The organism is Vibrio vulnificus CMCP6 (genome assembly GCF_000039765.1).
Lineage (GTDB): Bacteria > Pseudomonadota > Gammaproteobacteria > Enterobacterales > Vibrionaceae > Vibrio > Vibrio vulnificus_B.
Window position 1 is genome coordinate 2,106,039 of sequence record NC_004459.3, and the last position, 26,261, is coordinate 2,132,299.

The following is a 26,261-nucleotide window of genomic DNA, read 5'->3' on the forward strand; positions in this document are numbered from 1 at the left end:
TAGGTTAGTTCAAAATCAATCATCGCAATGAGCTCGTTGGTTGTTGTTCTGAAGTCATTAATTACACTAAGAAAAACAAAAAGAACGAGCGAGAAAATGAACAAGATCTTTTATTCCAGCTTGCTGGCGCTTGCGGTGACCGCGTGCGGTGGTGGTAGTGGTGGCGGTGGTTCAACAGCACAAGTCAAAACGGATGTAGAGCGGGCGATTGAAAGCGGAAATGCCTTGCTGGTATCCGATCCAAATGAATTTATTCAAGCCAGTCAGCGTTATGTTGCGCAGACTCAACAACGAAGCGATGCATTGTGGCAGCAATTAGCGGCGAACACGTCCTCTCTTCATTGGGACCCTACCCACGATGCCGCCATTCTTCAGTCCACCTACGGCTTTAACCAAGCGGTTTTACAGACAAACAAAGCAATGTCTGATGGATACAAAGACCAAGTATTGACGCTTGGTATTGCGGGAACAAGTTCATCTGGTCAGCGATACGCGTTTTTAGGGAGCAACCCATTTCGCACGGCTCAACGTTTCCCGACATCCGTGAACAGTGACATGGAGATTTGGCTGGATAACCTGTTGGTCTGGCTAAATGGTGGCTCATTGAAGCAAGGGGCCAACGCGGTGATCGCGCAGATGGATCAATCGCATTATTTCCCCGATGAGCAAGCAACAAGAAATTGGTTAAGTAAACGATATGGCGAAGCGGTTAGCTTTAACGATGCCAACCAGTGTGATGGCGAAAAGCTGCTGGCGTGTGTCACGGCAAAGCCTGATTTGCTGATTTTATCCCAGCATACGAACAGTGGGGATTCAGTGGCGACTGTCAAAAGTGCCGTTGAGAAAGCGCAGGCTGACGGTATTCCCATCCTTTATTTGCATTGGGATGGAGGCATGACGGAGCTAGGTAACGCGTTGTTTGACCTTTTCCATGTCCGTTATGTCGGTGATAACTATTGGCGAAAATTGGGTATTAGCCAATGGAATGCCGTATCGCTTAAGGGCTCAATTCCTCAAAAGATTGTTGACCAACAAGCGTTGCTCACCCGTTTGGCCAATGACAGTTTCACTGTGGATCTTACGCAGTGCGATGATAAATCATGCCCAGAGAGTGCCAAGATGGACAGCGAGTTCTACCTTGCGGCAAACTCTATTCGCAACCATTTATTGTCTTTGGATCGAAGCCAAGTCGATCTGTTTAAAACCGCAGACTACCAATACGAGAAACTGATGGTGCTGCTGGCGGATCGTTATCGTCAGGATGTGGTGTTTCCGATGGATAAATCGACCACCGCATCGCTTGAGTTCCTAAAATCCTATTTTGCCGATTATGTCCAATATCATTCTCGCTCGATCAACCCTAAACAGCCGAATATGGGTAATTTTAGCCGCAGTGAATTTGGTGCTGAGATCGCGCGGATCAGCAAAACGGTTCAGTTGGAATCGAAACGTAACTTCCGCTCTGCAGGCGTGTACGCCTTGCCTGGCGAAACGTTCCAAATCACGCGCCGTGATAACAGCGCGGTGAAGGTGTCGATTGCGATTAACTCACTCCGCAGTGGGGCAACCCACGAGTTTTCAACAAACGGTTATAGCCGCCCTAAACACCTCACCTCAACCACTTATGAGATTAAGAGCGGTGAAACGATTCGTTTGACCTCTGCTTACGGCGGGCCGATTCAAGTCCATTTTGATACCAACGATCTCCCCGTTGAATTGCGGTTCACCAATGTGGCGCAACATCCCGTTTGGCGAAGTGCTGAGGATAATGAACCGTTTGCCGCGCAACTGAATCAAGACCAATTTGATTGGGCAGAGCTGATCACTCCGGGATTTGAAGTCCACTCAAAACGCGACAAAATGCTGCAGTCGATCTCAGCAACAGAGTGGGCGGGAAGTGCTGCTGCCATGGCGCAGGCGACAGAGCGGTACATGCACAATTTCCCGCATGCGTTAGCAGGCTTTAAAGGTCCGGGGATTACGGTGTTTGAACAAGTGCAAACCTACGGTGAAAACAAAGGTTGGCAGGTGGAAACTATCGATATGGTGAAACACATGAATGCCGATCAAGCCACCTGTGGGTCTGGTTGCTCTGGCAATCCTTACGATGCCTATTGGGCATTTAGCCCTGTGGGTCATGGCGATTTGCATGAGCTTGGCCATGGGTTAGAAAAAGGCCGTTTTCGTTTTGCTGGTTGGGAAGGGCATTCCACCACCAACTATTACTCTTATTACAGCAAGTCTCAGTATTTTATAGACATAGATACAGGCAAGGAGTCTCAGTGCCAGTCTCTAGATTTTAAAGGACAGTATGAGCTGTTGCAGCAGAGCCGTCAGCAGGCGGATCCCAGTGCCTTTATGGCCGCACAAAATCAAACCGGTTGGAGTTGGGGGGCGCGCGTTTACATTCAGATGATGATGGCGACTCAGCAACAAGGCATCTTAAACGATGGCTGGCACCTATTGGGTCGCTTGCACTTGATAGAGCGGGAATTTAATCGCTTGAAAGGAAGTGCTGAGTTGTGGGACGCGAGGAAAGAGTCCATCGGTTTTAGCCAGTATTCGTTGGATGAAGCCAATGCGATTAGTAACAATGATTGGCTACTGGTCGCGCTGAGCTACATTACCGAGCGAGACATGCGGGCGTATCTCAATATGTGGGGGTTCACCTTCAGTGATAAAGCGAAGCAGCAAGTGATTACTCACAATCATCCTGCGATGCCACTGAACTACTTTGTCTCCTCCAACACCGGTTACTGTACAACTGACTTTGCGAAGCAATTTGTGCCAGTCGATGGTGTAACCTCTTGGCCGTAGAATTAGCCAGCAGTGAAAACCGTAGAGGAGCCTTAGCTCCTCTATGATTTTAAGTCGATTGCTTTATGTCGATGAACGAATACGGGTTACTCAAAGGTTGCCCAAATAGGCGCGTGATCTGAAGGTTTTTCAATGCCGCGTAGCTCGTAATCGATATCGGATTCTCGGCACTGGGCCGCTAACGATGGTGTAGCAAGAATCACATCAATGCGCAGGCCACGATTATCGTCAAAGCCTTTTGAACGGTAGTCAAACCACGAGAACTTATCATCCACACTTGGATGCAATTTGCGGAACGTATCTTCTAACCCCCAATCCAGTAAGGTTTGTAACCACTCACGCTCCTCAGGCTGGAACGAACATTTGCCCGTTTTTAACCAGCGTTTGCGGTTCACTTCACCAATACCGATGTCGGCGTCGATCGGGCTGATATTGATGTCACCCATCACAACCACTTGCTCACCGTTGTCTCTGTGAGTGGTTAGGTACCCCATCAGATCTTTGTAAAACTGGCGTTTATAAGGGAACTTGGTTTCGTGCGCAATGTTGTCCCCTTGCGGAAAATAGCCGTTCAACACCGTCACTTTTTCACCCTTCTCATCAAGAAAAGTCCCGATGATCATGCGCTTCTGATGTTCGTCATTATCGGTTGGGAACCCTTTTTGGATTTCGATTGGCTCTTGTTTACACAGCAGAGCCACGCCGTAATGCGCTTTTTGCCCGTGGAAATAGACTTTATAGCCCATCGCTTCGACGTCTTCGACAGGAAAGGCTTCGTCGTGGACTTTGATTTCTTGCAGACCAATAACATCAGGTTGATGTTTGTCGATCAATGCTTGCAGTTGATGAAGGCGAGCTCGTAACCCATTGATGTTGAAGCTGACGATTTTCATTCTTTATCCTGATTCGTGTTGTTTGACTTGATGTTACCACTCAACTCAATGACTTCAAGAAGAGATAAGTAATCACAGCGATTGATCACATTGATGGTTCGATAGTGTGCTACAACTTCGTAACATTTCTAATTGATATCGAGGTGAATTATGCTTTAATGGAAAGCAAATAAAACGAAAGTTTAGCTCTATTTGTTTGCGAATAAGGATGTACTATGCGAACTCTTTCTGTTCAGTGGAAGATTACCCTGCTGTCGGGTTTCTGCTTGCTAATCACTTCTCTCTCTTTAATTGGCTTTTCTGTCTATAACGCGATTGCAAATCAACAGACGTTGAAGCAACAAAGCACCGCATCTGTTACCTCCAAATCAGAGCAATTAGTGAAAACTCGTGCATTACTCAATGCTACTGAGGTTTCCGAGTTTCTGAATGAGTCGCTATATCGTGCTGAAATGTTAGCGGCGAGTGCTTTGTTTTATAAGACCAATAGTGAAGAGAATTTTGGTGAGAGCGAAGTATTGCGCACTGCACTGGATGAAATGGTTCGTAAATCGGTCGTGAATTTCAAAACCATGCAAGGGGCTTATTTGGTTTTTAAACCCAATATGCTTGATGGTGAAGATGCCAATTATGTGAATGCAGAGTATGTGGGGTCTAATGAACGAGGCCAGTTTGCTCCTTACTGGGCCACGGCTAATAATGGCGAGAATGTCGTTGCGAATGTACTTTCGGAAGCGACTTTGAAATCGGATGAAAACGCTGAGCGTTTTTTGTGTCCTCTGAACTCAGCACAAGCGTGTATTACTTCCCCTCGCAAAATGACACAAGATGGTGGCAGCTTTTTGACCACCTCTTTGTCGGTTCCTATCCTCGTTGATGGTGATCCAATCGGTTTTATGGGTATTGATGTGCGACTCGATTCTTTACTGCAAATCGCAAACGATTCCGATAGCAGCCTTTTTAATGGGCAGGGACACATTAGCATTGTGAGTTTAGATGGCACTTTGATCGCCAGTGACGATCGCTCAAAAAGTATTGGTAGTGCTTTTGCCAGCTCCTACGTTTCAGCGAACACATTAACGGATTGGCTTTACAGTGGGGGAGAGCAAGTTTCATGGAGTGACGATGGCGAATGGCTACTTGTCTTTGCTCCCGTCGTCGTTGCCAACCAAACTTGGGGCGTGATCTTCGAAATGCCAAAATCGGCCGTACTCAAAGATGTCGAGACATTGGATCAAATCATCAGCGACAAGGTTTCCTCAGGCATTCAATTTGAGTTGCTGGTGGGGCTTGTATTAGTGGTGCTAGGGCTGTTTACCATCGCCTTTTCCGCCGCCAAGCTAGTGAAGCCGATCAAAGCCGTGGTGGACAGTTTACGTGACATTGAATCTGGTGAAGGGGATCTCACTCAGCGTTTAGTGGTGGGCAACAAAGATGAGATTGGCCAACTGGCAGAGAGTTTTAATGCTTTTTTAGAGAAACTGCAGCGAACCATTGGCAATGTGGCAAAAACGTCGCAACAGCTTGCTGAACAAACAGTGGGAGCCAAACGAGCAGCAGTGGCAACCCGCACTAGCAGCGAATCACAATTTAAAGAAGTCGATATGGTGGCCACGGCGGCTGAAGAGATGACACAAACCGCAAGTTTGGTTGTGCAAAATGCGGAAGTGGCGGTTGAGGCAGCGAATCGAGCCAGTCAATCCGCGAATAGTGGCCGTGAGGTCATTGAGCGTTCTGAACACGAGATGCTGAAGCTAGTGGAACAAATGACCCAAGCCGTTCCTGTGGTGGAAGAGTTGGCCCGCAACAATGGCAATATTACTGAGATCCTGACAGTCATTGAAGGCATTTCAGAGCAAACCAATCTTTTGGCACTCAATGCGGCGATAGAAGCCGCTCGCGCCGGCGAACAAGGCCGTGGCTTTGCCGTGGTTGCAGATGAAGTTAGAAAATTGGCGAGCAGCACTCAAGATTCTGTAGCAGAAATTCGCACTGTGATTGCTCAAGTACAAAATGGCACCACAGCAGTGGTGGATGCCATCAAGCAAGGTAACGTGTTTGCTCAGCATACCGCGACAGAAGTACAAAATGCGGTTGAGCAACTGCAAAGTGTCTTTGAGTCGATCTCTGCAATTAATGATATGAACAGCCAGATTGTAAAAGCGGCTGAAGAACAGATGGCGGTGTCTGCGGAAGTGAATCAGAGCGTGGTCAACATTCGCGATCTCAGCGGCCAGATTTTATCGCAAGCGCAAGAGTCACAATCGGCTGGTGAAACGATTGAAGCACTCTCAGCAGAGCAGCAACAATTGATGGGTCAGTTTAAAGTGTGATGAAAGGAATCAAGCCTCTCGATCGACAGTGCCAGTCATCTCGTTGACTGGCACTAACGTGTTTACGCTTGACGATTGAGCTTTGACTCTAAATCTTGCTGGACAATTTTCAGTGCTGCTAGGGCCGTTGCAGCATCAACGTCATTGCTTTCCAATAGATAGATCAAATCGACCGCCAGTTTAATTTCATCCGGTGCTTGTTCCAGTGGTGGAGGGGAAAGGTCATTCATTACTGATTTTTCTCTCTGTATGTGATCTGATTTTCTATCTTTAGCATCGCTGCCTGGCAACGCGCTAATCGTTGCTCTGTTACCAATAACGCCTGTTGAGCTTGCGTACGAAGAAATGCAGGTGCGGTATCGAGTTCTTTCTGCTTTTCCAACACCATTTCTTTTAGTCTACGCGTCCACTCTTGATGCTGTGCCAACTCTTGATACAACACATTGATTGGTTTGCGATAATGGCTAGCATGTTTGATTTCATTCTTGCGAATGGTGGTTGTAGAGAGCTCACGTTGAATCGCAGAGAACTGAGCAACCAACTGTTCTGTTAGATATTCAGCACGTTGGGTTGTGAGTCTCTGATCTTTTTGCTCTCTCAGTAACGCATCCAAAGTGGCTTTGGTCTCTTTAACGCAGGGCACTAAGAGGCGCGCTCGGCAAGCAAACAATCGCTCATCAAACAAAGGGGTGTGATGTTCGCCTCTTTGTCTGTCTAACTGAGCGGCCTGAACAGCAAGCTTATCAAGCCGCTGCGCAATATCTTGTAGTTTCATAGCGTGACAAACCAAGCTTCATAGGCCAGTTTCATGGCAAGAATACTGACGACAGTAACAAAAACCGGACGAATAAACTTTGCGCCAAATCGAATCGCAGAGTGAGCACCCACAAATGCCCCTGCCATCAGGCAAACGCCCATGATTAATCCAAGCCCCCAGTTGATGTGCCCTAAGAAAGCGAACATGACCAACGAAGTTATGTTACTGGTAAAGTTCATGGCTTTTGCGAGGCCTGAGGCCAGAAGGATATTGAGTTTATAGAGTGCCATTGAGCTGACGGTCCAGAAAGCGCCAGTGCCTGGTCCCGCGACACCATCATAAAATCCTAGTGTGGCACCTTGCACAAATTGCTTTTTATTCAGCATTGGGCATGGCTCGGGAGTGGTGCTGTTGTGTGCCGATTCGGGCGTTTTATGCCAAATGGTATAGATGGCTGCCGCTAAAATGATCAGTGGCAGTATTTTCTCTAACCACTCGGTGCTGATGGCATCGACAAAGAGTGTGCCCAATGTGGCACCTACCAAAGTAGCTGCAAATGCGCGAAGCCAGCACTGAGGCTTAAACAGGCGTTTGCGATAGTAAGTAAATGCGGCAGTAGAAGAGGCAAACGTCGCGGCAAGTTTGTTTGTTCCTAGTGCAATATGTGGCGGTAAGCCCAGTGAAAGAAGGGCTGGAACGGTGAGCATTCCCCCTCCACCTGCAACGGCATCGATAAATCCAGCGATGAAAGCAACCAAAGCAAGGACAACAAGCATGGTTGGTTCTAATAATTCCATAGGGTTAACGTTCTTCTAGTTATTAATTGTGTAATGCAGCAAGTTCTATTTTTCAATGATTCGTTTAAAAGGAGGCAGGGAGTCCAGAATCGCTTTACCATACCGCTTCGAAATCAACCTCTTGTCGAGGATGGTGACTGTACCAGAATCTCGCTCTTTGCGCAGTAATCGTCCTACCGATTGAATCATCTTCTTACTCGCCTCTGGGACAGTGATCTGCATAAATGGATTACCTCCACGAGACTCAATATATTCTGAATGCGCTTGTTCTACTGGTGAAGTTGGGACAGCAAAAGGTATTTTGGTGATCACCAAGTTTTCCAGAAGCTCGCCGGGCAAATCCAGCCCCTCTGAAAAGCTACCTGTACCAAAAAGAATGCTTGTTTCACCTTTTTCTACTAGTTCTTTATGTTTTTTTAGAATTTCAGTGCGTGATGTTTCGCCTTGCTTTTGCAAAGCCCATCCTCTTTTTACCAATTCTGTTGCTAAACCTTCCGCAACTTGGTTCATTTGCCAATAAGAAGAGAATAAAACCAAGTTTGCCTGTTTGTCTTTTAAATACTTAGGCAAAATCTCGATAAGATATTCCGTAAACTGCGGTGCTTGCGGTTCGTATTTGAGGGCAGGTAGGTGCAACTCTGCTTGGTTTTGATAATCGAAAGGTGAGGCCAAAGCTAGGAATTGGACTCCCGATTCCTCACGCATATCAATGCCTGCTTGATGACAGAAATATTGAAATGAGTTCAGTGCTCTCATGGTTGCAGAAACCAACAATGCGCCGACGCAGCGACTCCAGATTTGTTGGTCCAGCTGCCAGCCTACCTCTAAAGGAGAGACACTGACGATAACATCACCTTCGCGATCCGGATGTTTTTCAAGCCAGCGAGCAAGAGGCGCTCCTTTTTCACGGGTCGGTTCTGCCATCAATCGCCACACTTGTGACAGATTTTCAGTTCGTTGAATATAGAAACCCAATTCAGCCAAAGCGGGCTCGGCAGTTTTTGCGGAAAGTTCACCATCTTTAACACGTTCGGCGACGAGATCGGCAATTTTAGCGACCGCTTGATGGGCTTTCTGGCTGAAAATTTTGAGCTCTTTTGCCTGCTCTTCTAGCCACGAAGGGAGTTGGCCATGCTCAAATCGATAGGTGCCTTCCTCAAAATTCGCTGGGTCGAACTGTTTTGCAAGCTGTAGTAAAGAGGGAATCACTACTTGCACGGATTCTTGAAGCTCATTGCGAAAGCGGCTAACGCGTTTTTCATCCGCCAAGGCTGCAAACTTGCTGCTGTTTTGGTTTAAACGTTCTAACCAAGCGGCCGCGCCTTTAAGGCTAGATGCGGCAGAGGCATGATCTCGAGCAACGTGAGGAAGGTGGTGCGCTTCATCAAAGACATAAATGGTATTTTCCGGTTCAGAGAGGATAACGCCGCCGCCCAAGTCTGCATCAGCCATGACTAAACTGTGATTGGCAATAATGACATCGTGCTTGTCGAGCTCTGAGCGTGCTTTTTGAAAAGGACAGTGGCGATGAATCGGCAGATTGTTGTTACAGCTATGTTTGTCGCTGACAATCAATTGCCAGAGGCTGTCATCAATCGGTTTTGGCCAACTGTCTCTATCGCCATCCCATTTCCCCTTGGCTAAGCTCTGATACATCGTGGTTAACAGCTCTATGTCTTTCTTTTTGGGTTTTGTTTCAAACATCGCTAGCTGGCCACCGTCGACGCCACTGGCGCTAGCGAGTTTTTCGGCACAGCAATAGCGTTGTCTGCCTTTCGCTAAAACAAAAGAAAAGTTTAAGTCTGAAATTCTTCTGTACAAAGGCAGGTCTTTATTCAGCAATTGCTCTTGTAGAGCAACTGTTGCAGTTGAAATCACCACTTTACGGTTGTTAAGTACTGCCACTGGGATTGCAGCCATAAGGTAGGAGAGTGATTTCCCGATCCCCGTCCCGGCTTCCGCAACAAGAATGCGATTTTTTTTGTGATAGGAACCACAAAGTGTTTTTGCCATCTCCGCAACGAGATAGTTTTGCGCTCGGCGAGGAATAAAGTTTTCAAGCTGGTTTTGAAGGTTTTGATAGCTGGTGCGAATAGAACTTTGAATTTTACTGGTTAGCATACTGTGACCCATGTTCAGACCCACGGATTCTAGCACACATCTCTAAGCGAGGCGTATCTCACGAAATTGGATCCTTTTAATTTAAACCTAGATCTCCTTCACAAAAAAAAACTGAACCTTCATAAGGTTAGATTTAATTCATCAAATAAAAAATATAAACCGCCGCTCTGGGGGATTGTTAAGGGTTTTATTCTTAAGTTTGCCTTTATTTTTTAATATTTAAGGATTTTATTCCGAATATTTGCTTGTAACGATTTGTGTAAATTAGGCATATTTTGCTTAGAAGTTACTCGAAAAAAAGCATGTAAACAATGCAAGTTGCTGTTTTTAAATGATTTGATATTTTTTTATGTTTGTTTTTTAGGAAATTTGACAGTCAGAATAATCTTTTGCAATCTAACAATCGAAATTTACAGGTGCTGGTTAGCTTTCTCAGGATAGGTAAATCAGTATCAAAAAAACAAAAGGGAACCGGGCAAGGAACTCCCAAACTAAGAAAAGGCAGTGGATTATTATGAAAAAGACTCTAGTAGCTCTAGCAGTTATGGCGGTTGCAGGCTCTGCAAACGCAGGTATCGAACTTTACAAGAAAGATGCTGTTTCTGTAACAATGGGTGGTGACATCGAAGTTGTTTACATAAAAGGTCTTAAAGATGGTTCTGAGCTTCAGCAAGAAATCCAAGACGCTGACGTAAGTTTTGATGTTCGTTACGCAGTAAACGACCAAGTACAGTTTGGTGGTTTCTGGGAATTCCAAGACTTGGGCGATAACAAAGGCGACGCATACGTTGCTGCTTACGCTGGTGCACACACTTTCAAAGTTGGTAAACTATGTACCTCTCTTGACGACGCTGGCATTGGTAGTGACTACCAATTTGGTCTAGAGACATTCTTCTCTGAGTCAGAAGTATACTGTGACAAAGAAGTTATGCGTTACGACTTCGATTCTGGTGATTTCTACGCAACTGCAGCTCTACGTCAGTTCCGTTTATCTGAAGATCTAAATAAAGATTCTAAATACTATGATGGCCGTATTGGTTACCGTGGTTTGAAAGATTTTGATTTCACTGCGTTTGTTGGTTCAGCTGACCTTGTAACTCATGATGAAACACTTTGGTCTCTACAGGCTCGTTACAACGGTGTAGAAAATCTTGGTTTAGCTGCAGCTTACTACTCAATGGATAACGACACTGTAACTACAAGCACTATCGCTTTTGCAGCGACGTACAAACTAGATGTTGTTAAGTTAGCAGCTGGTGTTGCAGTTTCAGATTCAGATGAAGCTGGTGCAAAAGACGTTACTGGTTGGTACGTGAATGCTGGTTATCCTCTAGCTCCTAACGCAACTCTATATGCAGAAGTTGGTGCTAACGATGCTTACTCAAATGTAGGTACAGAGCAAGCTCCAGTAATGAAGCAAAACGGTACTGGTTTCGCATTTGGTGTGAAAGCATCATTCTAATCCAAATGGATTTATTTATACTAAACACCCTCGAGAGAGGGTGTTTTTTTTTGGATAATAACCGGAGATAGTTATGCTTAGAGTACTAGGTTTAGCAGGCATGCTGATGTCGTTCAATATTCACGCAGCGATGATCTCGCCAGTTTCTGGCGTGAAGATTCTATTTGCTAATGGAACGGAAGTGGATGAGCCTTTAGAGCCGATGGAAGTGGATGCCAAAAGCGCTCAACTTGTTGTTCGCTATGCAGCAGAGCTTGGCTCAGGTAGTAACCAAAAGGTTTTTGACTCCGCTCCTTTCGTCATAACCATTGACAATCTCAGTGAAGATATCAAGTTGTATCCACCGAAAGTATTTAGTTATGAGCAAGCAAATCGTGAGTTCAACACATCACCTAAATGGCGCATTGAAGGCGTAAGTGGTAAAGAAATTTCCTACAGCCAAGAGAAGCTAAAAGGGAATGAAGGATTTATGCCGTACTATGGCATGGAAGCTCTAATCGCCAAGCACAATGAAGAGCGAGGAATCGTATTTTCAGCAGGGGTTGTAAAAGCAGAGGTAGTAACAACGGATAAGATGGTCGAAAAGCCCGCTACCACTAAAAATGCAGATGCATTAGTCCAACTCCAACACTGGTATAAACAAGCATCGACTGAAGAGCGCAAAGCTTTCCGCAAGTGGATGGTGGATCAAGAGTAATCGTATTTACGTTACTGCTTAAGTTAGGGCATTAGCCCTAACTTGGTAAGGAAATTTCCTTCCACTCGCCGGGTTGAAGATCTTGTAACGTCATTCCTCCCATCGAGTAACGAACTAGCCTTAAAGTCGGGAAGCCAATATGGGCCGTCATGCGTCGCACTTGACGATTTCTTCCTTCAATAATCGTAATGGCTAGCCAAGTGGTGGGGATTGCAGCACGAAATCGGACAGGGGGATTTCTTTCCCACAACTGAGGATCTTGGATAATCTCCACTTGAGCGGGTAACGTCAGCCCATCTTTCAGCTCAACACCACGGCGAAGAGGTTCGAGTTGTGCCTCGGTCGGAGCGCCTTCTACTTGTACCCAATAGGTTTTAGGCGATTTGGATTTTGGCTGAGTCAGTTTGGCTTGCAGTATGCCATCATTGGTTAACACCATCAGGCCTTCACTGTCACGATCTAATCTTCCCGCAGCGTATACTTCTTTGACAGGAATAAAGTCTGCTAACGTTTTTCTACCTTCACCATCGGTAAATTGGCTGAGCGTGTCATATGGCTTATTGAAGATAATGATTTTACGTTCTGCTAACGACAAAGATTTTTTGCTCTGTTCATTGTTCTTCCGCTTTACACTATGTCTTTTTGGCGAGCCAACAGATTGAGCTTGTCCGCTTTGTTTAAATCGCTTGGTCGCTGTTTGCTTGTTCGAGCGTGGAGAAGTGCTGCTAGAACGGAATGACATGTTAAGTACCTTGCAAAAATGTAAATGAAGTGTGTGTATAAGTTTTAACTTTCGACGGAATCGGATATGATCTGCGCGCCTTATACTAACAATAGCGCACAGAATAATAGACTATTTTGCGTAATTTGTTTAATTATAAACGTGCACTCATGGATTTAGAGAAACTAACTCAAAGAGTAACAACAAAGAGTGCCAAACGGCGGTTTGCACTAGGGGAGATACTGATACTCAGTGAAAGTGCAAAGCGCGTCAATTCCACTCATCTCAGCTTGCTGAGGTGTTCAAAAATAGGGAAATTTCATGCCTACAGAAAAACCTACAATTATTTACACCATTACTGATGAAGCACCAGCGCTAGCAACGTACTCATTGCTGCCGATTATTCAATCTTTCACTGCTTCTTCAGGCATTAACGTTGAAACTCGCGACATTTCTCTAGCAGGGCGTATTATCGCCAACTTCCCAGAGCACCTAAAAGAAGAACAACGTATTGGCGACGCGCTTGCAGAACTTGGTGAGCTGGCTCAGACGCCAGAAGCGAACATCATCAAGCTGCCAAATATTTCAGCCTCAATTCCTCAGTTGAAAGCAGCGATTAAAGAGCTCCAAGACAAAGGCTATGATCTGCCAAATTACCCAGAAGAGCCGAGCACTTATGAAGAAGAAGCAATTAAGGCGACTTATGACAAGATTAAAGGCAGTGCGGTAAACCCGGTACTTCGTGAAGGTAACTCGGATCGTCGTGCGCCGCTGTCAGTGAAGAACTATGCGAAGAAAAACCCGCATTCAATGGGGGCTTGGAGCTCAGACTCGAAGTCTCACGTCTCGAGCATGACGGAAAAAGATTTCTTCGGCAGTGAAAAGTCCATGACAGTAAACGGTGCAACAAATGTGCAAATTGAATTTGTTGCTGAAGATGGTTCTAAGAAAGTCCTAAAGAAAGCATTTGCGCTGCAAGATAAAGAGATCATCGACTCTGCCGTTCTAAACAAAAATGCACTTGTTGCGTTTTTCGAGAAAGAAATTGCAGAAGCTAAGCAACAAGATGTTTTGCTTTCGCTTCATATGAAGGCAACCATGATGAAGGTGTCAGATCCTGTCATTTTTGGTCATGCGGTCAAAGTTTACTATAAAGACGTTTTTGCTAAATACGGCGATCTTTTCGCTAAGTTGGGTGTTGATGTAAACAACGGACTTGGTGATGTATACGCGAAAATTGCAGCCTTGCCACAAGCACAAAAAGAAGAGATTGAAGCTGCAATTGCTGCGGTTTACGAATCTCAACCAGCGTTAGCAATGGTCGACTCTGACCGTGGTATTACCAACCTGCATGTCCCGAGTGATGTGATCGTTGATGCATCTATGCCTGCAATGCTGCGTGCCTCTGGCCAAATGTGGGGTCCTGATGGCAAGCAAAAAGACACCAAAGCACTGATTCCAGATCGTTGCTATGCTGGCGTCTATCAAGCCGTTATCGATTTCTGTAAAGAGCATGGTGCATTTGACCCGACAACAATGGGCAGTGTGCCAAACGTTGGTTTGATGGCACAAAAAGCAGAAGAGTACGGCTCACACGACAAGACCTTTATCCTCGATGCCGCAGGTACTGTCAAAGTCGTTACAACAGACGGCACTGTTCTGCTTGAACAAGCAGTCGAAGAAGGTGATATCTTCCGTATGTGCCAAGTTAAAGACGCTCCAATTCAAGATTGGGTGAAACTGGCTGTCACGCGCGCAAGAGCAAGTGGTGCTCCTGCGGTATTCTGGTTAGACGAAAATCGAGCTCACGACGCCGAGCTTATTAAGAAAGTGAATGCCTACTTACCGAATTATGATACAGCAGGTTTAGACATTAAGATCTTAGCACCGGTAGATGCGTGTAAGTTCTCACTAGAGCGTATCAAAGCAGGTCAAGACACCATTTCTGTGACTGGTAACGTACTACGTGACTACTTAACCGATTTGTTCCCAATTCTAGAATTAGGTACATCGGCAAAAATGCTCTCTATCGTTCCACTGATGAACGGTGGCGGCCTATTTGAAACCGGCGCTGGCGGTTCTGCACCTAAGCACGTACAGCAAGTTCAGAAAGAAAACCATCTTCGTTGGGATTCACTCGGTGAATTTTTGGCGTTAGCGGCTTCACTGGAACATTTAAGTGTGGTGTCTGGAAACGCTAAAGCAAAAGTACTGGCTGATGCATTAGACGCTGCGACAGGCGAGTTTTTGGATACAAACAAGTCTCCGTCTCGTAAAGTGGGTGAGTTAGACAACCGTGGTAGCCATTACTACTTGGCTGCGTACTGGGCGAAAGCGTTGGCAGAGCAAACCGCAGACGCTGAATTGGCGGCTGAATTTGCTCCAATTGCAAAAGCACTTGCGGAGCAAGAGGCAGTTATTGTCGCTGAGTTAAATGGTGCGCAAGGTGCACCAGGTGATCTTGGCGGTTATTACCTATTTGACGATGCTAAAACCTCGGCTCTGATGCGACCAAGTCAATCCTTAAACCAAGTGATTGAAGCTTAATGCAAAAAACAAAACCCGCCGAAAGGCGGGTTTTTCAATAAGAGCTAAAGCGTTGCTTAAAAGTGAATTTTGTCGCAATACCAGTCTTACTTCGTTGCTTGTACTTCGAGTGGAACGACGCTGCTAGCGTGACACCCTTTCGGACCTTTCTCAATCTCATACGTGACTTGTTGGCCCGCTTTCAGTGTACGATAACCGTCCATCTGAATCGTTGAGTAGTGGGCGAAGATGTCGCCTTCCTCTTGATCTGAACAGATAAAACCAAATCCTTTGGCGTTATTGAACCACTTTACTGTACCTGTAGCCATGCTATACATCCCTCATGCATTTTGTTACTGATGTTGTTAGCCAATCTTTAGCCTGTGTAACAGACTGATGGCAAATTTGCTTTTAAGCTAAATTTAAGAATTTCGTGTGATGGATTTTTGGCAGTTAAACTTTTTTGCAAGTTTCGCGTTTTGCGAAGCGAAGCACTAAGTGAAGAAAAATTCATCAACACCAACCAATGTAGTCAATGATTTTGGCTAGTCAATAGTAAAAATGTATTAATAACAACATAATCGCAAACAGATCACTTTTGGGTTTAACATTTTTGCAAAAGTTTCTTTGTTGAGTGATTGAGCTTTTCCCTAAAATGAGTTGACGTCTGATGGCAAAAGCATCAAACAGTTGCAGATAAATAGCCTTGTCTCATCTTTTTATTTGCAGCCTGCTGTGGCGTGAATTAGTCTCTAAGTAAGGGAAATTACACGCGAAGGCTAACTGACTACACCGAGCTTGGTGCTTATGGTAAAGTGTTTGCAGGTATCTGACTCTTTGTTGAAAGTCCCAAGTGTTTAATAGAAGCCATGAGTAAAAATTTTGAATGGATCACTCCAGATTCGGATTTACTGGAGAAAGAAATAACCCAGATTCAACCGCCCAAGAAGTACAACGTGGTGCTAAACAACGATGATTACACCCCGATGGATTTCGTGATTGATGTTCTTGAGCGTTTTTTTTCGCATGATTTAGATAAAGCTACGCAGATCATGTTGAAAGTTCACTACGAAGGGAAAGCAATTTGTGGCACGTATAGTGCAGAGATTGCTGAAACGAAAGTAGCGCAGGTAACGATGTATTCAAGGGAAAATGAACATCCGTTGCTGTGTACGATGGAGCAAGCGTAAAGATAAGACTTGCTCGAGCAACCAAGTTGTTCTCACAGGAGGTACTTATGCTTAATAAAGAATTAGAGTCGAGCCTGAATGGCGCTTTCGCTCGTGCTCGTGACAAACGACATGAGTTCATGACTGTTGAACACCTCCTACTCGCATTGTTGGAAAACAATGCTGCGAAGGAAGCTCTTTTGGCGTGCAAAGCCGATCTCAATGCTCTGCGATATGAACTGGATGTGTTCATTGATCAGACAACTCCTCTTATTCCAGACAATGATGAAACTCGGGAAACTCAACCTACGTTGAGCTTTCAGCGAGTGCTTCAACGAGCTGTGTTTCATGTTCAGTCTTCCGGTCGCAGTGAAGTAACTGGCGCAAATGTGCTGGTTGCTATCTTTAGTGAACAAGAATCGCACGCTGCTTATCTATTGAAAAAAAATGATATTTCACGATTGGATATCGTGAATTACATTTCTCACGGTATCACGAAAGCATCTGGCGCGAGTGATGACTCTTCCTCTTCTTCAGATTCCTTCGGCAGCGATGCGAGTAGTGAAGAGAACAGCTCAGAAGAGCGCTTAGAAAGTTTTGCTACCAACCTCAATCAAGTTGCGAAAGATGGCCATATTGACCCTCTAATTGGCCGAGATAAAGAGTTGGAACGTACGATACAAGTACTTTGTCGCCGCCGCAAAAACAACCCACTTCTCGTTGGTGAAGCTGGGGTTGGTAAGACAGCCATTGCAGAAGGATTGGCGTGGAGAATTGTCGAGGGCTCGGTACCAGACGTTATTAAAGACAGCGTCATCTATTCCCTAGATATTGGCTCATTGCTGGCGGGAACCAAATACCGTGGCGATTTCGAGAAGCGTTTTAAGACCATTCTTAAGCAATTAGAGAAAGAAAAAGACGCCATCTTATTTATTGATGAAATTCACACTATCATTGGTGCTGGCGCGGCTTCTGGTGGCCAGGTTGATGCCGCAAACTTGATTAAACCGTTATTAAGTGGCGGAAAGCTACGCTGTATCGGTTCTACTACCTATCAAGAATACAGCAACATTTTTGAGAAAGAGCGTGCTTTGTCTCGCCGTTTCCAAAAAATCGACGTTGTCGAGCCTTCGCTAGATGATACAACGAAGATTTTGATGGGTTTGAAATCTAAATACGAAGCGCACCATGATGTCCGCTATACCAACAAAGCGCTGAGAGCTGCAGTTGAACTCTCTGCGAAGTACATTAATGAACGTCATTTGCCGGATAAAGCGATCGACGTGATTGATGAAGCGGGTGCGCGTAGTCGCCTGACGCCAGCGAGTCGTCGTAAGAAAACGGTTGGTGTGGCAGATATTGAAGCCATGGTGGCTAAAATGGCTCGTATCCCAGAAAAATCGGTATCCTCTTCGGATAAAGATATTCTCAAGAGCCTTGATGACAAGATGAAAATGTTGGTGTTTGGGCAAGATGCGGCGATTGACGTACTTTGTGAAGCCATCAAGCTCAGCCGTGCGGGATTAGGCGCAGAAAACAAACCGGTGGGCTCTTTCTTATTTGCTGGCCCTACTGGTGTTGGTAAAACGGAGGTCACTGTTCAGCTGTCGAAGCTACTTGGGATTGAGTTATTACGCTTTGATATGTCCGAGTATGGTGAGAGACATTCAGTGAGCCGTTTGATTGGTGCGCCTCCAGGCTATGTTGGCTACGATCAAGGTGGTTTGCTCACAGATGCGGTGATCAAACATCCTCATGCCGTTGTGCTGCTGGATGAAATCGAAAAAGCGCACCCAGATATCTTCAACCTACTGTTGCAGGTGATGGATAACGGCACGCTAACCGATAACAATGGTCGTAAAGCGGATTTCCGTAATGTCATCTTAGTCATGACCACCAATGCTGGTGTCGCAGAGACAGAGAAAAAATCGATTGGTTTGATTCAGCAGGATCATAGTCATGATGCGATGGCGGAAATTAAGAAAGTCTTCACTCCAGAGTTTCGCAATCGTCTCGATAACATCATTTGGTTTAATAGCCTTGATGAAGCGATTATTCATCAGGTTGTGGACAAGTTTATTGTCGAGCTACAGGTGCAATTGGACGCGCGTGGCGTTTCTTTGGAAGTGTCTGAAGATGCACGTCACTGGTTAGCAAACAAAGGTTACGATAAAGCCATGGGTGCCCGACCAATGAGCCGAGTTATTCAAGATAAACTGAAAAAACCGTTGGCAAACGAGCTGCTGTTTGGTTCGTTAATCGATGGCGGTACGGTGAAAGTAACGTTAGAGAAAGATGATTTGAAGTTTGAGTATCTGACAACGCGTGAAGAAGCGGTTCATTAAAAGTAAATAATAAAGCGAGCTAAGGCTCGCTTTATTATTGATAGCTTACAAAAGCGCGCGACTTAGGCGCTTCTGTAAGCGACATGATTCTAGTCAAACAAAAAGCGGAGCATAGCGCTCCGCTTTTTGTTTGACTGCGATAATCAGAGATTAACGAGCACGGAAGACGATGCGGCCTTTCGATAGGTCGTATGGAGTCATCTCTACAGTTACTTTGTCACCCGTTAGAATACGGATGTAGTTTTTACGCATTTTGCCTGAAATGTGCGCAGTTACAACGTGGCCGTTTTCAAGCTCAACGCGGAACATAGTGTTTGGTAGAGTATCAAGAACAGTGCCTTGCATCTCAATTACGTCTTCTTTAGCCATTTAATCCTCTTAGAAACTTGGCGAATCTTGACGGTTACATAAGCCGTCAAAATGTAAAAAAGTAAAGTTGGGGCGTATTCTACCCTTGCCAACGCTGATTTACTAGTTTTTGGTGGCGATGAAAGCGAACTTTATAGTTCATCGCTGGGCACTCGTCAATCTGATAGCCCAAATAGAGCCACTGCTTTTTCTCTTCTTGACAGAATTCCAATTGAAATAACACGGCCAGTGTCCCCAAAGATAGCTCATGTTCTGGTTCGAAAAAGGTGTAAAAAGCACTGGCGCAATGATCCATGATGTCTGTCACTGCGACAGCGATTAAGCGTTGTCCTTCATAAATGTGGAGAAACTGCGTGGTTAGCCATTGATTACGAGAAAAGTGAGCAAAGTCATCTTTTTTCGGGGGATACATGGTTCCGTTACGATGTCGAGCAACAATGTATCGACTGTAGAGATCGAACCAGTTTTCATCCATATTCCGCTTCATCGACCAGCTAAGGGAGCGTGCTTTGGCCAGCAAACGCTTTTGGCTGCGTGAAAGTTCAATGTCGGGTACTGATATGCGAATGGGTTGGCATGAGTGGCAGCTATCGCAATGAGGCTTGTATATGGTATTGCCACTGCGACGAAATCCATTGGCTAACAGAACTTCATAATTGTCAGCCGTGTGCATATCCGCCTCAAGTGCCACGGCGACTCGTTCTTTTCTCTCGGGCAAATAACTGCAAGGGTGATTGTCTGTGAGCCCTATTTTAATTTGATGGATATCTGAACTCATGCATTGTGCCTCTTCAACCATTGGGGTGAGAAACAACCCGACGTTACTCTCTGTTGTTTTAAGCATAGCAGCCGTTGGAGAAATTCCTCTCTCGGCAACGTAAAAGCCCCCAATGAGTGCAAATGAGAATTCATCACCTGGCAATCGATCAGCTTGCCACCATGCTCGCTGAAATGACGGCAAAAATACCATAATGCAATTTTAGATGCGTTGGTTTCGAGGCTAAACATCGATTCGCCACAAAACAATTCTCCTATGCTAAGGCCATAGAAACCGCCAATGAGTCTTTGATCTTGCCAAACCTCAACCGAGTGACAGACACCTTGCAAAGCTAATGAGATGTAGGCCGCTTGCATCTCTTCATTTAGCCAAGTTTCTTCCGCTGGTCGTGTGTTGCCACATAGCTTAATGACTTCTGGCGTCGCATGATTAATGCTGACTTGGTATTGAGCCTTTCTCTGGAACTTTTTAAGGCTTTTAGCGGGTAAGAAGGTGTTTGGATCAAAAACGGCTCGCGTTGATGGACTCCACCACAAAATCGGCTCTCCCGGCCCATACCACGGGAAAATACCGTGGTGATATGCTGCGATCAGTCTTTCTGGAGTGAGGTCACCACCAAAGGCCAATAAGCCATTTGGATCGGCTAATGCATTTTCTGCAGGAGGAAAGTCTAAACTTTTACTATCAAGTTCTGTCAGATAGATCGCCATGTGAGAATATCTATAGTCCGGTTTGAGGAGATGTTTATGAAAAAATGGTTGTATTGCCTGCTGTTTATGTCGTTTCTCGTGCACGCAAACTATGAGAGGAATGTAGCAAAGCCAGTGAATAAAGTCATTTATGGCGAAGTGGAATCGGTTCGATACATTTCTCAACAGGAGATTATGCGCTCTCAAGCCGAAGGATGGAAAACATTACTCGGTGCCACGATAGGTGGTTTAGTTGGAAATCAGTTTGGAGGAGGGACAGGAAAAGAGGTCGCAACAGCCATTGGCGCAGTAGCGGGCGCTGTCATAGTACAAAACCAAGGTCAAAGTGAATACCGCATTGAATATCAACTGGTTGAACTGTTGATTGAGACTGAAAAAGGGCAGTTGATTAATGTTATTCAGGATGTTGATAAGAATATGTTATTCAACCGTGCGGATAAGGTTCGGATACTTTATTTTGATGATGGAGTTAGGGTTGATTTAGCACTTTAGATTTGAGTAATTATTCACTCATTTACACTGGTTTTATCGGTTCTTTTTCGTTAGTCTGAAGTCACGAAGAATAAGTTGAAGTCCCCATTTTAAGGAAAACGGGACTCAAGGATTAACTCAATTAATGGAAAGCCTTACGTTACAACCGATTAAAAAAGTCAATGGTGAAGTGAACCTGCCTGGTTCAAAAAGTGTTTCTAACCGCGCCTTGTTATTGGCTGCCCTTGCTAAAGGCACAACGCGACTCACTAACTTGTTAGATAGTGATGATATCCGTCATATGCTGAATGCGCTAACGAAGCTTGGCGTGCATTATGAGCTCTCTGCCGACAAAACCGTTTGTGTTGTGGAAGGCTTAGGCCGTCCGTTTACAGCAACTGAGGCTCAGGAGCTGTTTTTAGGCAACGCCGGTACAGCGATGCGCCCACTTGCCGCAGCGCTTTGTTTGGGCAAAGGGGAGTTTGTACTGACGGGCGAACCACGAATGAAAGAGCGCCCTATTGGGCACTTAGTGGATGCCTTAAGAGAAGCGGGTGCTCAAATCGAGTATCTTGAAAACGAAAACTACCCACCGTTGAAAATCAACGCAACAGGCTTACAGGCGGGAACTGTCAATATTGACGGCTCTATTTCTAGCCAATTCTTAACTGCATTTTTGATGGCGGCACCGTTAGCACAAGGTGAAGTGAAAATTCATATTGTCGGTGAACTCGTTTCAAAACCTTACATCGATATTACACTGCACATCATGAAGCAATTTGGTGTGGATGTGGTCAACAATGCCTACCAAGAATTTATTATTCCAGCTGGTCAAAGTTATGTTTCGCCTGGGCAATTCTTGGTGGAAGGTGATGCCTCGTCTGCGTCTTATTTTCTTGCTGCTGCCGCAATTAAAGGTGGCGAGATCAAGGTAACGGGAATCGGCAAAAATAGTATTCAGGGAGACATCCATTTTGCTGATGCTCTTGAGAAAATGGGGGCCGAAATTGAGTGGGGAGAAGACTACGTCATCTCTCGCGTTGGTCGTCTAAAAGGCATCGACATGGATTACAATCATATCCCTGACGCGGCAATGACCATTGCAACTACGGCTCTTTTTGCTCAAGGCACAACAGCCATTCGCAACGTGTACAACTGGCGTGTGAAAGAAACCGATCGATTATCCGCAATGGCAACTGAGCTACGTAAGGTGGGCGCGGAAGTGGAAGAGGGTGAGGATTATCTAATCGTTAATCCGCCACAACAACTCAGGCATGCCGCCATTGACACTTATGACGATCACCGTATCGCAATGTGTTTTTCATTGGTAGCGCTGAGCGACACTCCTGTAACGATTAACGATCCGAAGTGCACGTCAAAAACATTTCCGGATTACTTTGACAAGCTGGCTTCACTGAGTGAGTTAGCGTAAGAATAAAAGCCTTGGTGAAAAGCCAAGGCTTTCTTGTATCTCCGTTGAGCGTGAAGTTGTCGCGGTGTTGGCTAAGCACGCTTGTTGGAACGTTAGTCAGAGTTGGTACATAGTAAATCTATGCTGATGGAGATTGACTCGCTTGCCGGCTAACTTCAACGCCAACTCGTTTATGGAAATGTTGGCGTATCAGTGGGAAGATTATTTGTCGAGAGTAAACTCTTTCGACAAATGGTGCGCGAGGTACTTAAACATGTTGAAAACCGACGTGGTTTTGGCTGTTGGTAGGCCGTTATGGTCTAAGAAATATTCCCCTTTAAACACCAGCACGTCATCTTTTTCTTCGACGCTGGTTGCTCTCATTCCCTCTATATAATCGTCATGCTCTTGGATGATGTGGTTGGCAATTAATAGCAGTTCAAATTCAGAAATGGATTTCTTGTCACTCATTTTCTTAGTGCCTTTACTATGATTTACGAGCGATAGTCTAGAGTCTTGACGGGCGAATTCAATCGCTATTAAAGAATTCGAGACAAAAAGCAGACGGTTGCTTGATGCTGATCAGTAAACGTTTTGTGACATGCAACAGAAAAATTAGGTTTTTATTAGCAACAAAATTCATCCGTTGCTTAGTATACGGCGGTCTACAGTTTCCGCATTTTGTCGACATGAGTAAAAATCGTTGTCTATTGTTTAGCGATGAATTGTCGAGCAAACAAATTCGAAATGTAAAAAAGCAGTTGATCTTCTTTTCATCTCGCACAATAGTAAAAAAAGAAGCAATGAAATAGTACAACGTACCGATTACTTTTCTCGTCAAAACGAAAAGTAATGTGATCATTTTTTAAGGACGTTAGAGTCAATATGGGTAAATCGCTCGTTATAGTGGAGTCGCCAGCTAAGGCTAAAACGATCAATAAGTATCTTGGAAAAGACTTTGTGGTTAAGTCGAGTGTTGGTCATGTACGCGACTTGCCTACAGCAGGTCAGAGTACAGGCGAAAAAGCGGCTGCCATTTCTACTAAGGGTATGAGCGTAGAAGAAAAGGCTCGTATCAAGCAAGAGAAAGATCGTAATGCACTGATCAAGAAAATGGGTATAGACCCATATCATGATTGGGCTGCAAATTATCAAATTCTGCCAGGCAAAGAAAAAGTTGTCAGCGAATTACAAAAGCTAGCTAAAGACGCTGATTTTGTTTATCTCGCAACCGATTTGGACCGCGAGGGGGAAGCTATTGCGTGGCACCTTCGTGAGATCATCGGTGGCGATGAAGCACGCTATAAACGAGTCGTTTTTAACGAAATTACTAAGAATGCAATTCAGCAAGCATTCCAAAAACCTGGCCATCTCAATATGGATGGGGTTAACGCACAACAAGCGCGTCGATTCATGGACCGCGTTGTGGGCTTTATGGTGTCCCCATTACTGTGGAAGAAAGTGGCTCGCGGTTTGTCTGCAGGTCGTGTGCAATCGGTCGCTGTGAAGCTTTTGGTGGAACGTGAACGAGAGATCAAAGCGTTTGTACCGGAAGAATTTTGGGACATTCACGCCAACACACTGACGCAAGAAACGATGCCATTTAAGCTTTTGGTTGCTCAAAAGTCTGGTGACACGTTCCGCCCAGTCAATGAAGCGGAAACTAATGCCGCTCTGGCGGTTCTGCAAAAAGCACAGTTTGAAGTTTGCAAGCGGGAAGACCGTCCTACTAAGAGCAAACCTTCAGCGCCGTTTATTACGTCAACGCTCCAACAAGCGGCAAGTACTCGCTTAGGCTATGGCGTTAAGAAAACCATGATGTTGGCTCAGCGTTTGTACGAAGCAGGTTACATCACCTATATGCGTACTGACTCGACCAATTTAAGCCAAGAAGCGGTAGAAGCAGTTCGTGGGTACATCAGTGATGAATTTGGATCTCGCTACTTGCCAAAAGCACCATTGGTTTATGGTAGCAAGCAAGGGGCACAAGAAGCACACGAAGCGATTCGTCCTTCAGATGTCAACGTCAAAGCAGATGCTCTAGAGGGTGTTGACGCTGACGCACACAAACTTTATGCCTTGATTTGGAATCAGTTTGTCGCCTGTCAAATGACTGAAGCTGAGTACGACTCAACGACGGTGAGCGTTAAAGCCGCAGAATATACCTTGAAAGCAAAAGGTCGCATTCTGAAATTTGATGGTTGGACTCGCGTGCAGCGCCCACTGGGCAAAAATGAAGATACGATCCTTCCAGCGGTTCAAGTGGGCGATAAGCTAAACCTTGAGTCCTTAGAGCCGAAACAGCACTTTACCAAGCCGCCGGCTCGTTTTACCGAAGCTGCTTTGGTTAAAGAGCTAGAGAAGCGCGGCATTGGTCGTCCTTCAACTTATGCCTCCATTATCTCGACTATTCAAGACCGTGGTTACGTAAAAGTGGACCAGCGTCGTTTCTACGCCGAGAAAATGGGTGAAATCGTGACTGACCGTCTTGATGACAGTTTCAACGATCTGATGAACTACGACTTTACTGCTCGTATGGAAGAGAAGCTGGATAAAATCGCCGAAGGCGATGTTAACTGGAAAGACGTTCTGAATCAGTTCTTTGCAGACTTCACCACAGATCTTGGCCGAGCCGAAGAAGACGAAGCACATGGCGGTATGAAGCCAAATCACATTGTTATGACGGATATTCAATGTCCGACCTGTTCGCGTCCAATGGGCATTCGTACTGCGTCTACTGGGGTTTTCCTTGGCTGTTCTGGTTACGCATTGCCAGTGAAAGAACGTTGTAAGACGACCATTAATCTTGGTGATGAAGAAGGCATCATCAACGTGCTTGAAGAAGATGTTGAAACTGCTGCGCTTCGAGCAAAGAAACGTTGTCCTATCTGTGAAACCGCGATGGATGCATACCTGATCGATGATAAACGCAAGATGCACGTATGTGGTAACAATCCAAACTGTGAGGGTTACTTAGTCGAGCATGGTGAGTTTAAAGTCAAAGGTTATGACGGCCCTGTGGTTGAGTGTGACAAGTGTGGCAGTGACATGGTGCTCAAAAACGGTCGCTTTGGTAAATACATGGATTGCACGAGTGAGACCTGCAAGAACACGCGTAAGATCCTGAAAAACGGTGAAGTAGCACCACCAAAAGAAGATCCAGTGCATTTCCCTGAATTGCCATGCAGCAACTCAGATGCGTACTTTGTTCTTCGTGATGGTGCTGCTGGCTTATTCCTCGCCGCGAGTAATTTCCCGAAATCTAGAGAAACGCGTGTGCCGTTGGTTTCTGAGCTGGCTCGATTTGCTGAGCGTCTGCCAGAGAAATACAAACACCTTGCACAAGCGCCGACGCAAGATCCTGATGGTGTCGAGGCGGTTGTTCGTTTTAGCCGTAAAATCAAAGAAAACTATGTACGCACTGAAGTCGATGGAAAACCGACAGGTTGGACAGCGCTCTATGTTGATGGTAAATGGGAAGTGACGGATAAACGTAAAAACGCGAAATAACCGAGTTTGATGAAGCAGCCAACATTGGCTGCTTTTTTTATCTCTATCACTCACCAATTGGCTCTGCTTGTCTCCCATGACGAGTGCTGGTGACACAGGCGATATCTATGAGATCTCTTTGTCATCGCTCTTTCATATGTCTGACTTATTCTGTTCACATGCGCTTAAGAATGTGCGTGTCGGAAATGTGTAACACAGCTGTTCGGGATATGTAAATAAACACCTGTTTGAGTGTGACTTAGGTAACGACTTCCCAACGCAACAAATGCATGCAGCACACAATACCCTATTTGAAATTGTAATTTGTTGGAAGTGCGATAACTTATACGAAACTTGTGCAATATTAATGTAATGCCTTGATCAACAATGATTCG

Annotated in this window: 21 protein-coding genes; 10 read left to right on the forward strand and 11 right to left on the reverse strand. The window is 45.2% G+C overall.

Annotation, left to right across the window (positions count from 1 at the left end; all coding sequences use genetic code 11):
- Positions 1 to 96: 96 nt before the first annotated feature.
- Positions 97 to 2,817: an ImpA family metalloprotease gene (locus VV1_RS09935; protein WP_011079991.1), complete on the forward strand. Its 2,721-nt coding sequence runs from the start codon at positions 97 to 99 to the stop codon at positions 2,815 to 2,817.
- 86 nt (positions 2,818 to 2,903) lie between these two features.
- Here VV1_RS09935 and xthA read toward each other — a convergent pair whose 3' ends face one another.
- Positions 2,904 to 3,710, reverse strand: coding sequence for an exodeoxyribonuclease III (xthA, locus tag VV1_RS09940; RefSeq protein WP_011079992.1), 807 nt, complete (start codon positions 3,708 to 3,710; stop codon positions 2,904 to 2,906).
- 215 nt (positions 3,711 to 3,925) lie between these two features.
- Here xthA and VV1_RS09945 point away from each other — a divergent pair, with 215 nt between their 5' ends.
- The gene (locus tag VV1_RS09945; RefSeq protein ID WP_011079993.1) at positions 3,926 to 6,043 is read left to right on the forward strand and encodes a methyl-accepting chemotaxis protein; all 2,118 of its coding nucleotides are present in this window, start codon (positions 3,926 to 3,928) and stop codon (positions 6,041 to 6,043) included.
- Positions 6,044 to 6,105: 62 nt separating this feature from the next.
- Here VV1_RS09945 and rsmS read toward each other — a convergent pair whose 3' ends face one another.
- From rsmS to dinG, 4 genes are read right to left on the reverse strand one after another with little or no spacing between them, the layout of a single operon-like run.
- Positions 6,106 to 6,273 carry a pleiotropic regulatory protein RsmS gene (rsmS, locus tag VV1_RS09950; protein WP_011079994.1) on the reverse strand — a complete coding sequence of 56 codons (168 nt, stop codon included), beginning with the start codon at positions 6,271 to 6,273 and terminating at the stop codon, positions 6,106 to 6,108.
- Complete coding sequence (locus tag VV1_RS09955; protein ID WP_011079995.1) at positions 6,273 to 6,818, reverse strand: primosomal replication protein; 546 nt, start codon at positions 6,816 to 6,818, stop codon at positions 6,273 to 6,275. Before VV1_RS09955 ends, rsmS begins: the two co-directional genes overlap by 1 nt.
- Positions 6,815 to 7,597, reverse strand: a complete 783-nt coding sequence (locus VV1_RS09960; protein ID WP_011079996.1) for a TSUP family transporter — start codon at positions 7,595 to 7,597, stop codon at positions 6,815 to 6,817. The genes VV1_RS09955 and VV1_RS09960 overlap by 4 nt, the downstream gene beginning before the upstream one ends.
- Positions 7,598 to 7,642: 45 nt before the next feature.
- Positions 7,643 to 9,718 (reverse strand): ATP-dependent DNA helicase DinG, encoded by a 2,076-nt coding sequence (dinG, locus tag VV1_RS09965; RefSeq protein WP_043921091.1) that lies wholly within the window; start codon positions 9,716 to 9,718, stop codon positions 7,643 to 7,645.
- A gap of 514 nt (positions 9,719 to 10,232) precedes the next feature.
- On the opposite strand from dinG, the gene VV1_RS09970 reads away from it, so the two are divergent.
- Positions 10,233 to 11,180, forward strand: coding sequence for a porin (locus VV1_RS09970; protein ID WP_011079998.1), 948 nt, complete (start codon positions 10,233 to 10,235; stop codon positions 11,178 to 11,180).
- Positions 11,181 to 11,253: 73 nt separating this feature from the next.
- Positions 11,254 to 11,877 (forward strand): YccT family protein, encoded by a 624-nt coding sequence (locus VV1_RS09975; protein WP_011079999.1) that lies wholly within the window; start codon positions 11,254 to 11,256, stop codon positions 11,875 to 11,877.
- Between the two features lie 37 nt (positions 11,878 to 11,914).
- Here VV1_RS09975 and VV1_RS09980 read toward each other — a convergent pair whose 3' ends face one another.
- Positions 11,915 to 12,619: an rRNA large subunit pseudouridine synthase E gene (locus VV1_RS09980; RefSeq protein ID WP_011080000.1), complete on the reverse strand. Its 705-nt coding sequence runs from the start codon at positions 12,617 to 12,619 to the stop codon at positions 11,915 to 11,917.
- Between the two features lie 300 nt (positions 12,620 to 12,919).
- Here VV1_RS09980 and VV1_RS09985 point away from each other — a divergent pair, with 300 nt between their 5' ends.
- Positions 12,920 to 15,145, forward strand: coding sequence for an NADP-dependent isocitrate dehydrogenase (locus VV1_RS09985; RefSeq protein ID WP_011080001.1), 2,226 nt, complete (start codon positions 12,920 to 12,922; stop codon positions 15,143 to 15,145).
- Between the two features lie 86 nt (positions 15,146 to 15,231).
- Here the strand turns inward: VV1_RS09985 and cspD are convergent, their stop codons facing one another.
- Entirely contained in the window at positions 15,232 to 15,453 is a 222-nt protein-coding gene (cspD, locus tag VV1_RS09990) for a cold shock domain-containing protein CspD (protein WP_013571399.1), read from the reverse strand.
- A 540-nt stretch (positions 15,454 to 15,993) separates the two neighbouring features.
- Between cspD and clpS the strand changes: the two genes are divergently transcribed.
- Complete coding sequence (gene clpS, locus VV1_RS09995) at positions 15,994 to 16,314, forward strand: ATP-dependent Clp protease adapter ClpS (RefSeq protein WP_011080003.1); 321 nt, start codon at positions 15,994 to 15,996, stop codon at positions 16,312 to 16,314.
- A gap of 47 nt (positions 16,315 to 16,361) precedes the next feature.
- Positions 16,362 to 18,638, forward strand: a complete 2,277-nt coding sequence (clpA, locus tag VV1_RS10000) for an ATP-dependent Clp protease ATP-binding subunit ClpA (protein ID WP_011080004.1) — start codon at positions 16,362 to 16,364, stop codon at positions 18,636 to 18,638.
- A 150-nt stretch (positions 18,639 to 18,788) separates the two neighbouring features.
- Here the strand turns inward: clpA and infA are convergent, their stop codons facing one another.
- The 3 genes from infA to aat form a co-directional block, all read right to left on the reverse strand.
- Positions 18,789 to 19,007 (reverse strand): translation initiation factor IF-1, encoded by a 219-nt coding sequence (gene infA / locus VV1_RS10005; RefSeq protein ID WP_001040192.1) that lies wholly within the window; start codon positions 19,005 to 19,007, stop codon positions 18,789 to 18,791.
- 79 nt (positions 19,008 to 19,086) lie between these two features.
- Positions 19,087 to 19,785: an arginyltransferase gene (locus VV1_RS10010; protein ID WP_011080005.1), complete on the reverse strand. Its 699-nt coding sequence runs from the start codon at positions 19,783 to 19,785 to the stop codon at positions 19,087 to 19,089.
- Positions 19,782 to 20,495, reverse strand: coding sequence for a leucyl/phenylalanyl-tRNA--protein transferase (aat, locus tag VV1_RS10015; RefSeq protein ID WP_011080006.1), 714 nt, complete (start codon positions 20,493 to 20,495; stop codon positions 19,782 to 19,784). The genes VV1_RS10010 and aat overlap by 4 nt, the downstream gene beginning before the upstream one ends.
- Before the next feature lie 30 nt (positions 20,496 to 20,525).
- Here aat and VV1_RS10020 point away from each other — a divergent pair, with 30 nt between their 5' ends.
- Both VV1_RS10020 and aroA read left to right on the forward strand, forming a co-directional pair.
- A complete protein-coding gene (locus VV1_RS10020; protein ID WP_043921092.1) occupies positions 20,526 to 20,987 on the forward strand; it encodes an outer membrane lipoprotein in 462 nt (153 codons plus the stop codon).
- A gap of 124 nt (positions 20,988 to 21,111) precedes the next feature.
- Positions 21,112 to 22,398, forward strand: coding sequence for a 3-phosphoshikimate 1-carboxyvinyltransferase (gene aroA / locus VV1_RS10025; RefSeq protein ID WP_011080008.1), 1,287 nt, complete (start codon positions 21,112 to 21,114; stop codon positions 22,396 to 22,398).
- 201 nt (positions 22,399 to 22,599) lie between these two features.
- Here aroA and VV1_RS10030 read toward each other — a convergent pair whose 3' ends face one another.
- Positions 22,600 to 22,848: a YciN family protein gene (locus VV1_RS10030; protein WP_011080009.1), complete on the reverse strand. Its 249-nt coding sequence runs from the start codon at positions 22,846 to 22,848 to the stop codon at positions 22,600 to 22,602.
- Between the two features lie 414 nt (positions 22,849 to 23,262).
- Here VV1_RS10030 and topA point away from each other — a divergent pair, with 414 nt between their 5' ends.
- Positions 23,263 to 25,887: a type I DNA topoisomerase gene (gene topA / locus VV1_RS10035; RefSeq protein ID WP_011080010.1), complete on the forward strand. Its 2,625-nt coding sequence runs from the start codon at positions 23,263 to 23,265 to the stop codon at positions 25,885 to 25,887.
- The last annotated feature ends 374 nt before the right edge of the window (positions 25,888 to 26,261 follow it).

Excerpts from the sequence above, each read along its gene's own strand:
- VV1_RS09935 (WP_011079991.1), top strand. The coding sequence starts at position 97 with ATGAACAAGATCTTTTATTCCAGCTTGCTGGCGCTTGCGGTGACCGCG.
- xthA (WP_011079992.1), bottom strand. The coding sequence starts at position 3,710 with ATGAAAATCGTCAGCTTCAACATCAATGGGTTACGAGCTCGCCTTCAT.
- VV1_RS09945 (WP_011079993.1), top strand. The coding sequence starts at position 3,926 with ATGCGAACTCTTTCTGTTCAGTGGAAGATTACCCTGCTGTCGGGTTTC.
- rsmS (WP_011079994.1), bottom strand. The coding sequence starts at position 6,273 with ATGAATGACCTTTCCCCTCCACCACTGGAACAAGCACCGGATGAAATT.
- VV1_RS09955 (WP_011079995.1), bottom strand. The coding sequence starts at position 6,818 with ATGAAACTACAAGATATTGCGCAGCGGCTTGATAAGCTTGCTGTTCAG.
- VV1_RS09960 (WP_011079996.1), bottom strand. The coding sequence starts at position 7,597 with ATGGAATTATTAGAACCAACCATGCTTGTTGTCCTTGCTTTGGTTGCT.
- dinG (WP_043921091.1), bottom strand. The coding sequence starts at position 9,718 with ATGCTAACCAGTAAAATTCAAAGTTCTATTCGCACCAGCTATCAAAAC.
- VV1_RS09970 (WP_011079998.1), top strand. The coding sequence starts at position 10,233 with ATGAAAAAGACTCTAGTAGCTCTAGCAGTTATGGCGGTTGCAGGCTCT.
- VV1_RS09975 (WP_011079999.1), top strand. The coding sequence starts at position 11,254 with ATGCTTAGAGTACTAGGTTTAGCAGGCATGCTGATGTCGTTCAATATT.
- VV1_RS09980 (WP_011080000.1), bottom strand. The coding sequence starts at position 12,619 with ATGTCATTCCGTTCTAGCAGCACTTCTCCACGCTCGAACAAGCAAACA.
- VV1_RS09985 (WP_011080001.1), top strand. The coding sequence starts at position 12,920 with ATGCCTACAGAAAAACCTACAATTATTTACACCATTACTGATGAAGCA.
- cspD (WP_013571399.1), bottom strand. The coding sequence starts at position 15,453 with ATGGCTACAGGTACAGTAAAGTGGTTCAATAACGCCAAAGGATTTGGT.
- clpS (WP_011080003.1), top strand. The coding sequence starts at position 15,994 with ATGAGTAAAAATTTTGAATGGATCACTCCAGATTCGGATTTACTGGAG.
- clpA (WP_011080004.1), top strand. The coding sequence starts at position 16,362 with ATGCTTAATAAAGAATTAGAGTCGAGCCTGAATGGCGCTTTCGCTCGT.
- infA (WP_001040192.1), bottom strand. The coding sequence starts at position 19,007 with ATGGCTAAAGAAGACGTAATTGAGATGCAAGGCACTGTTCTTGATACT.
- VV1_RS10010 (WP_011080005.1), bottom strand. The coding sequence starts at position 19,785 with ATGAGTTCAGATATCCATCAAATTAAAATAGGGCTCACAGACAATCAC.
- aat (WP_011080006.1), bottom strand. The coding sequence starts at position 20,495 with ATGGCGATCTATCTGACAGAACTTGATAGTAAAAGTTTAGACTTTCCT.
- VV1_RS10020 (WP_043921092.1), top strand. The coding sequence starts at position 20,526 with ATGTTTATGAAAAAATGGTTGTATTGCCTGCTGTTTATGTCGTTTCTC.
- aroA (WP_011080008.1), top strand. The coding sequence starts at position 21,112 with ATGGAAAGCCTTACGTTACAACCGATTAAAAAAGTCAATGGTGAAGTG.
- VV1_RS10030 (WP_011080009.1), bottom strand. The coding sequence starts at position 22,848 with ATGAGTGACAAGAAATCCATTTCTGAATTTGAACTGCTATTAATTGCC.
- topA (WP_011080010.1), top strand. The coding sequence starts at position 23,263 with ATGGGTAAATCGCTCGTTATAGTGGAGTCGCCAGCTAAGGCTAAAACG.